Annotated in this window: 3 protein-coding genes and 2 pseudogenes; 1 reads left to right on the top strand and 4 read right to left on the bottom strand. The window is 70.0% G+C overall.

Translation table 11 applies throughout. From position 1 onward, the window contains the following. From ACFV1W_RS21330 to ACFV1W_RS21315, 4 genes and pseudogenes are all read right to left on the bottom strand, one after another. Positions 1-197 (bottom strand): annotated as a pseudogene (locus ACFV1W_RS21330) (IS1380 family transposase); the annotation flags it as partial. A gap of 197 nt (positions 198-394) precedes the next feature. After that, on the bottom strand, positions 395-1,528 hold the full coding sequence (locus ACFV1W_RS21325; RefSeq protein WP_380418747.1) for a universal stress protein: 1,134 nt from the start codon (positions 1,526-1,528) through the stop codon (positions 395-397). A gap of 487 nt (positions 1,529-2,015) precedes the next feature. Further along, positions 2,016-4,793, bottom strand: coding sequence for a cation-translocating P-type ATPase (locus tag ACFV1W_RS21320; RefSeq protein WP_380418745.1), 2,778 nt, complete (start codon positions 4,791-4,793; stop codon positions 2,016-2,018). A gap of 248 nt (positions 4,794-5,041) precedes the next feature. Continuing rightward, a pseudogene (locus tag ACFV1W_RS21315) lies at positions 5,042-6,582 on the bottom strand (ISL3 family transposase). A gap of 208 nt (positions 6,583-6,790) precedes the next feature. Between ACFV1W_RS21315 and ACFV1W_RS21310 the strand changes: the two are divergent. Then, a complete protein-coding gene (locus ACFV1W_RS21310) occupies positions 6,791-7,216 on the top strand; it encodes an Hsp20/alpha crystallin family protein (RefSeq protein ID WP_380418743.1) in 426 nt (141 codons plus the stop codon). The last annotated feature ends 18 nt before the right edge of the window (positions 7,217-7,234 follow it).

The raw sequence follows: 7,234 nt of genomic DNA, 5'->3' as shown, positions 1-7,234 counted from the left end.
GCGAGCGCGAGATCCAGCAGGATCTTGCCGGGGTCGTGCACCGCTCTCGGCTTGCGCCACGGCGCGAGCGCCGCAGACAACGTGGAGGCCAGGCCCGTGCGGCGCGCTGTCAACAGAACCCCGCCGGCCTGCGAGACGACCCTGCTGCCGCCACCCGACACCCACACACGCGGGTACGACCCGATACGCTCACTCACCTGGGAAGTGCCTCCGACGGGCGTGGGAACAAGGGCCTAGACAATCCTCATTCTCACAGGTCAGAGACACTTTCTGCTTTGCTGATCACCTACCGGACAGCCCGCTTCGTGAAAGCGCGAGGCTAGGGCGTCTCTCTTGGATCACCGAGCGGACCACATGAGGATCCGCGCTGCCATTGGCCCGGGGCTGCCCCGACTCACCCGGTGTCGGTGTCGGTGCCGGGGTGGCGGCGCGGACGCCATCCGTGGGCGGCTTGGGAGTGGGTGACGACGTAGACGTCGATGTCGTCACCGGAGCCCTCGATGATCGCCTCGCCGGTGCCGCGGGTGAACAGGCGCTTGAGGCGGGTGCGGCGGGTGGCGCCGATGACGATCTGGGTGGCGTTGACCTGCCGGGCGAAGGCGAGGACGGCTTCGGCGAGGTCGTCGCCTGCCAGGGTGTGCCAGCTGCCGCCGAGGTTCTCGACGAGCGCGCGCTGGCGCGCCAGCAGCTTCGGGGAGGCGCCGGCCAGGCCGTCGTCGCGGGCGACGTGGACGGCCATGAACTCGCCGCCCGCGCCGCGGGAGGCGGTGCGCTTGGCGCGCCGGATCAGGGTCTCGCCCTCGGGCCCGCCGGACAGCGCGACCACGACCCGTTCGCGGGTGGACCACGGTTGCTGGATGCCGTGGTCGTGCCGGTAGCGCAGCAGGGCCTCCTCGACCCGGTCAGCCGCCCAGAGCAGGGCGATCTCGCGCAGCGCAGTCAGGTTTCCGGCACGGAAGAAGTGCGTCAGCGCCGTCTCGATCTTCTCCGGCGGGTAGATGCTGCCGTGCGCCATCCGCCTGCGCAGGGCCTCGGCGGACATGTCGACCAGCTCGATCTGGTCGGCGCGGCGCACCACGTCGTCGGGGACGGTCTCGCGCTGGCGGATGCCGGTGATCTGCTCGACCACGTCGTTCAGGGACTCCAGGTGCTGGATGTTGACCGTGGAGATGACGTCGATGCCGGCCTCCAGCAGTTCTTCGACGTCCTGCCAGCGCTTCTCGTTGCGGCAGCCGGGGACGTTGGTGTGCGCGAACTCGTCGACGAGGGCGACCTGGGGGCGGCGGGCGAGCACGGCGTCCAGGTCCATCTCGGTGAAGGTGCGGCTTCGGTAGGTCATGGTCCGGCGGGGCACGGTCTCCAGGCCCTCGGCCATCTGCCGGGTCAGCGCCCGGCCGTAGTCCTCGACGAAGGCGATAGCTACGTCGGTGCCCCGCTCGGCGCGGCGGTGGCCCTCGCTGAGCATGTCGTAGGTCTTGCCGACCCCCGGGGCGGCCCCGAGGTAGACCCGAAGCTTCCCTCGCGGCACACCGGCCTCCCTTCCGCGGCGCCCTGCCGACTGCACCTCCATGGTCATCCCGGCCGCCGCACAAGGGCGGCCGAACCGGCATCGCAGGGGCGGAGAATCGGTACCCGCCGCTCATCACGGGCCGGGCCGGTAGGCCACGGGTCGCCTGGCCGAGGAGGAGGCTGATGCCGATCGGCCGGAGTCGGCCGCGGGCGTCGGTTGGGCGAGGACGGCGGCTTGGCGGGCTGGGGTAGCGCCGAGGATGACGCCGACGACGACGGCTTCCACGTGGTGTGACCCGGAACTTCCTCCAGCCGCTGGAGTAGCCGGCGGTATAGCGGGAGTGGGCGGGCTTGAGGAGGCGGCCCTCGACGCCTCCGCTGAGGCTTCCGAACCAGGCCTTCGTCTGGTCGAGGCGCGTCCCCGGAAGGCGGCTGGCCGCGCTGCGGGGCCGTTGAGCCGTTGAGCCGTTGGAGACCTTGGTGATCAGGACGGATGGTGTGCCCGGTCACCGGGCGGCACCGGCAATGTGGTTCGGCTCTGGGGTTGGGCGGGTGTGCCGGCGGATGAGGTAGCGGCGCAGTTCGTCCGCGCCCCACACGATGAACGGGTAGGGCAGGAGCAGGAGCAGGGTGCTGGTGGGGAGTGGGGCGGTGCCGAGGAGGCTCTGGAAGGCGGGGGTGTAGACGAAGACGGCGACGAGGAGGACCTCGCCGGCGATGGCGGCGAGCAGGTAGTGGTTGGACAGGGCGCCGATGGAGCGCAGGGAGGCGCGTTGGGTGCGGACGGCGAAGGCGGTGCCGATCTGGCCGGCGATCATGCCGAGGAAGGTCATGGTGGTGGCCTGCTGGTAGGCGTGGTGCAGGGGTGTGCCGGGGCCGGTGGGGTCGCCGGGGTGCCAGCCGGAGCGGGTGAGGACGTAGAAGAAGCCGGCCATCTGCAGGGCTGCCACGAGCAGGCCGAGGAACAGCCAGGCTCGGAGCAGCATGGGGGTGCGGATGACGCCTTCGGAGCGTGGGCGTGGGGGGCGTTGCATGAGGCCGGGTTCGGCGTTCTCGCGGCTGAGGGCGAGGGCGGGCAGGGTTTCGCTGCCGACGTCGAAGGCGAGGAGTTGGAGGATGGTGAGGGGGAGGGGGACGGCGCCGCCGGTGAGGGCGAAGACGAGGAAGGGCGTCACCTCGGGGGTGGCGTGGGCGAAGATGTAGATGATGAATTTGCGGATGTTGTCGTAGATGCGCCGTCCGTCGCGGACGGCTTCGACGATTGAGGCGAAGTTGTCGTCGGTGAGGATCATCGTGGCGGCTTCGCGGGCGACGTCGGTGCCGGAGCGGCCCATGGCCACGCCGATGTCGGCGCGGTGGAGTGCGGGGGCGTCGTTGACGCCGTCGCCGGTCATCGCGACCACGTGTCCTTGGTCGCGTAGGGCTTCGGCGATGTGGAGTTTGGTCTCGGGGGAGGCGCGGGCGAAGATGACGTCTTCTTCGGTGCGGACCAGGTCGGCGACTTCGTGTTCGTGCATCCGGTCGAGGTCGTCGCCGGTGACGACGCGTGGGTGGGGGCCGGTGATGCCGACGCGGCGGGCGATGGCGGCCGCGGTGAGCGGGTGGTCGCCGGTGATGACGATGATGCGGATGCCGGCGGTGCGGCAGTGGGCGACGGCCTCGGCCACCTCGGGGCGGGGCGGGTCGAGGAGGGCGATCAGCGCGACGAAGCACAGGTCGTGCTCGGCGTCGGCCCGCCGGTGCGGCGGCCGCCTCTCCTTGGCCAGGGTGCGTTGGGCCAGGGCGAGCACGCGCAGTCCGCCGGTGGCGTAGGCGTCGACCTGCGCCGTGATGCGCTCGCGGGCGGCATCGTCCAGTGCGGCCGGCTGTCCGTTCTCGTCCAGCAGGGTCGTGCAGCGCGGCAGGACCGCTTCCGGGGCCCCTTTGGTGTGGACCATGAGGTCGTCGCCGTGCTGGTCGATGGTGGACATGAGCTTCAGCTCGGGGTCGAAGTGGAACTGCCAGCGTCGTACGGCCTCGCGGCGGTCGGCGTCGGGGTCGGCACCCAGGGCCTGGGCGGCCAGCAGGATGGCCACTTCGGTGGGGTCGCCGGTCGGCTCGGCGTCCGGTTGGAGGCGGGCGTTGTTGCAGGACGCGGCGATGCGAGCGGCCGCCTGGAGCGCCGGTGCGGGCTGCGGCAAGGACCATGCGTGGTCCCGGGCGTCCAGGTCGGTGGGACCGGCTGCGGTCCATGCGGCCATGGGGCGCATGCGGTTCTCGGTGATGGTGCCGGTCTTGTCGGTGCAGATGACGTCGGTCGAGCCGAGGGTCTCCACCGCGCTGAGCCGTTTGACCAGCGCGCCGCGGGCCGCAAGCGCGCGCACGGCCACGGCCAGCGCCAGGGTGATCACTGGGAGCAGACCCTCGGGGACCATGCCGGCCAGCAGTCCGGCTGCGAAGATCACCGACTGGACCAGGGACAGGCCCGCACCGAACACGGCCAGCGGGATGAAGGCCAGCGCCAGCGCCACCGACACGGCGGCGATCAGCCACGCCACCCGCCGCACCTGGAGCTCCAGCGGGCTGGGCTCCTGCTTGACCCGCTGCGACAGGGCGGCGATGCGGCCCAGTTCGGTCGCCATGCCGGTGGCGAACACCACGCCGTGCGCCTCGCCCCCTGTGCAGTTCGTGCCACTGAAGACCAGGTCGTGAGCCTGCAGTACGGGCACGTCGACATCCAGGATGGCCGCCGACCGCAGGGCCGGCACCGACTCACCGGTCAGCGCCGACATGTCCACCTCGATCGCCCCGGCCAGCAGCCGCACGTCGGCGGGGATCCGGTCGCCCTCCTCGATGACGACGATGTCGCCCGGCACCAGCTCGGCCGCGTCGATCTCCATCCGGGCACCGTCGCGCACCGCTTTGGCCCGCTGCGGAAGGTACTGCGCCAGAGCTTCCACCGCCCGCTCGGCCTGCACCTCCTGCACGAACGCGAATCCCGCGTTCAACAGGATGATCAGCACCACCGCCGCCGCGACCGCATGCGAGCCGACAGCGAACAAGAGCGCGGCGGCCAGCCACAGCAGCAGGGCCAGCGGATGGGTGAGCTGTCGGGCCAGCTCCCGCGGCCAGCGCCGCCCATGCCTGCGCTCCAACTCGTTGCGCCCGTACTGCACCAGGTGCCGTCGCGCCTCCGCGCTCGACAGCCCCCGCCGCGAACTGTGCAGATCACGCAGCAACAGCTCCGCGGCCTCCTCCGGATTCACCCCGGCAGGCCGCAGCCATGCCTCATGCCGACTCCTCATCGCACGAGACTACTGGCCATTCTGGCGTAATCGCTGCCATAACGGACTTTGCGTCAGGAAGGCCTCAATGTCATCTCCAGCCCGACCGGAAGCGAGTTGACCGGCCGACAGCCACCTCAACCACCCCGGCCGTCAGGCCGGCGCCCGTGTCTCACCGCCATACCCAGGGACCCGGTCAACTCAACGCTGGAGATCTCCGCGGGTCTGTAAAGAGGGCTCCCGTATTCGGTGGTAGCGCCGTGTAGTGATCACTGGAGGAGGATGCGGTGGCGGAGCAGGGCGAATCCGGCTCGGCCGTGCATCTGTCTCGTGATCCTCTTGGTTCGCGTGTTGACCCCCTCGGTGCGGCCGTTGTGGTAGGGAGTGGCGAGTCCGGCATCGACGGCGGCCCGGTCGAGTTCCAGGCGGTTCGTGAAGGAATGCAGGTGGGGCAGGTCGACGGAGCGAACTGACGTGATCCAGTCGGTGAGCTTGGCGTCGCTACCCTCGGCCGGCGCCGGCAGTTGGGCGAACTCTCCGGTCAGACAGGCGAGTTCGGTCATCTCTGAGCAGGCCTCGGTGAGTTCCCCCAGCAGTTCGGCATCCTTGTCGCGGCAGGTTCTCGGGGCGGCTGAGGAGGAGGCGAGCGAAGCGCTGCGCAGTGGTGACGGGTTTGTCGCCCTCGGCGCGGCCCTGGGTGATGTAGCGGACCAGGAGGTTCGCGCTGCCGGTGTAACCCAACTCCTTGATCTCGCGAAGGAGGTGGGTGACAGGCGCCGCCGGCTCCTCAGCCCGGCGCCGGCGAAGACAGTCGCGGTAGGGGTCGACGAGGGTGGGCTTGTAGCGGGGTGCTCGGCGCTCGCCGGTGGGCTCCTTCATGCGCGCGTACCGCTTGACGGTGTTCAGGGGCCACGTCGGGGCGGCGGGCGCATTCGAGCAGCCCGACGCCCTGGCCGAGCAGGCCGTGGACCCGATGCCAGCGCTCGCGGGTGGTCTGCTCGCGGACCCCGCCCTGGCGGGCGGGGTTGACGATGGCGGCCCGCCAGGCAGCGTGGGAGCGGACCTCGGCCAGGACCTTCCCGCACAGGTTGCTCCATAAGTGCCACCTGTCGCTAACCTGCACCGCTTCGGGCGGGGCCTGGCGGATCGCCTCGCCATAGGACCCGGAGCCGTCGCGGCAGACGTGTTCGGCTCCGGGGTGTTCGCGCAGCCACGCGACCAGGCTCTGGGTTGTGCGGCCGGGAAGGATGTCGATCCGCTCGCCGGTCTCGGCGTCGATGAGCACGGTCGCGTAGCGCTGACGCCGGCGCAGGGCAAAGTCGTCGACGCCGAGTACGCGCGGGACACGCAGTGGCGGCACCGCCTGACGCATGAGCAGGCGCAGGGCGGTCGAGCGGGAGAGCGCGCAGGCCAGGACCCGGGAGAGGCGGGCGCCCGCCCGGCCCGCTAACTCCTTCACGATCTCACCGAGCTGGTCGGCGAGACGCCGAGTGCGCCGCTGATAGCGCTCGATCAGGCCAGGTACCTGCTCGCGGAACGTCTGCCGCGGGCAACCCAGGACCGGACACACCATGCGCCGGACCCGTACCGACACCACGACCCGCCGCCCGTCCACCGACACGTCCACGACCACCCGCTCGTGGAAGCCATGCACCTGCCTCGTCGACTGCCCGCACATCGGGCACAACACCGGATGATCTCGGGTCCGGGCCGACACCCGGATGATCTCGCACTCGTCCGTCACGCCCTCGACGATGAGGGCCGACAGCCCTGAAAACCCCACACTCACGAGCTCGTTGGCATCGCGCATGCTATGCGACGGCCGTCACCCTTCGTTACCACCGATTACGGGACAGAGTCGTTCATTGGACAGACCCAGCAGATGCACACCTAGCTCCGGCTAGTCCTCTCTGATCGGGATGGGTGGCAGGGCGCACGACCGCCCATTGCTGCGATAGCGCAGAGAGGTTCGGCGCCGCACGATGGAAACAGTGGTCATTTGAGTGAGGAGGAGGACGATGGCCGGCGAACTGATGCACAGACGTACGCATTGGTGGCCCTCGTTCCCGGACATGTTCGAGGACTTCCCCTTCGGCCTACACATGTCCGCCGACGAGCACGTCATCCGCGTCGAAGAGAGCGAGGAGGAAGGGTCCTACGTCATCAGGGCCGAGCTGCCGGGCATCGACCCGGACAAGGACATCGAGATCACAGTCGAAGGCGGTGTGCTCACCGTTCGTGCCGAGCGTCGCGAGGAGAAGAAGGGCAAGCACCGCTCGGAGTTCCGGTACGGCTCGTTCACCCGAAGCATCCGGCTTCCGGAAGGATGCGATGAGGGGGACATCACCGCTCGCTACGACAAGGGCGTGCTGACCGTAAAAGCCCCCATGGCAGCCGTGGAGCAGAAGCAGCCACGGCGCGTCGAGATCACTCGGGGCACCTAATGCCTGGGCCGCCCGTAG

The organism is Kitasatospora sp. NPDC059648 (assembly GCF_042734825.1).
Taxonomy (GTDB): Bacteria; Actinomycetota; Actinomycetes; order Streptomycetales; family Streptomycetaceae; genus Kitasatospora.
This window is presented reverse-complemented; position numbering and strand designations above follow the sequence as displayed.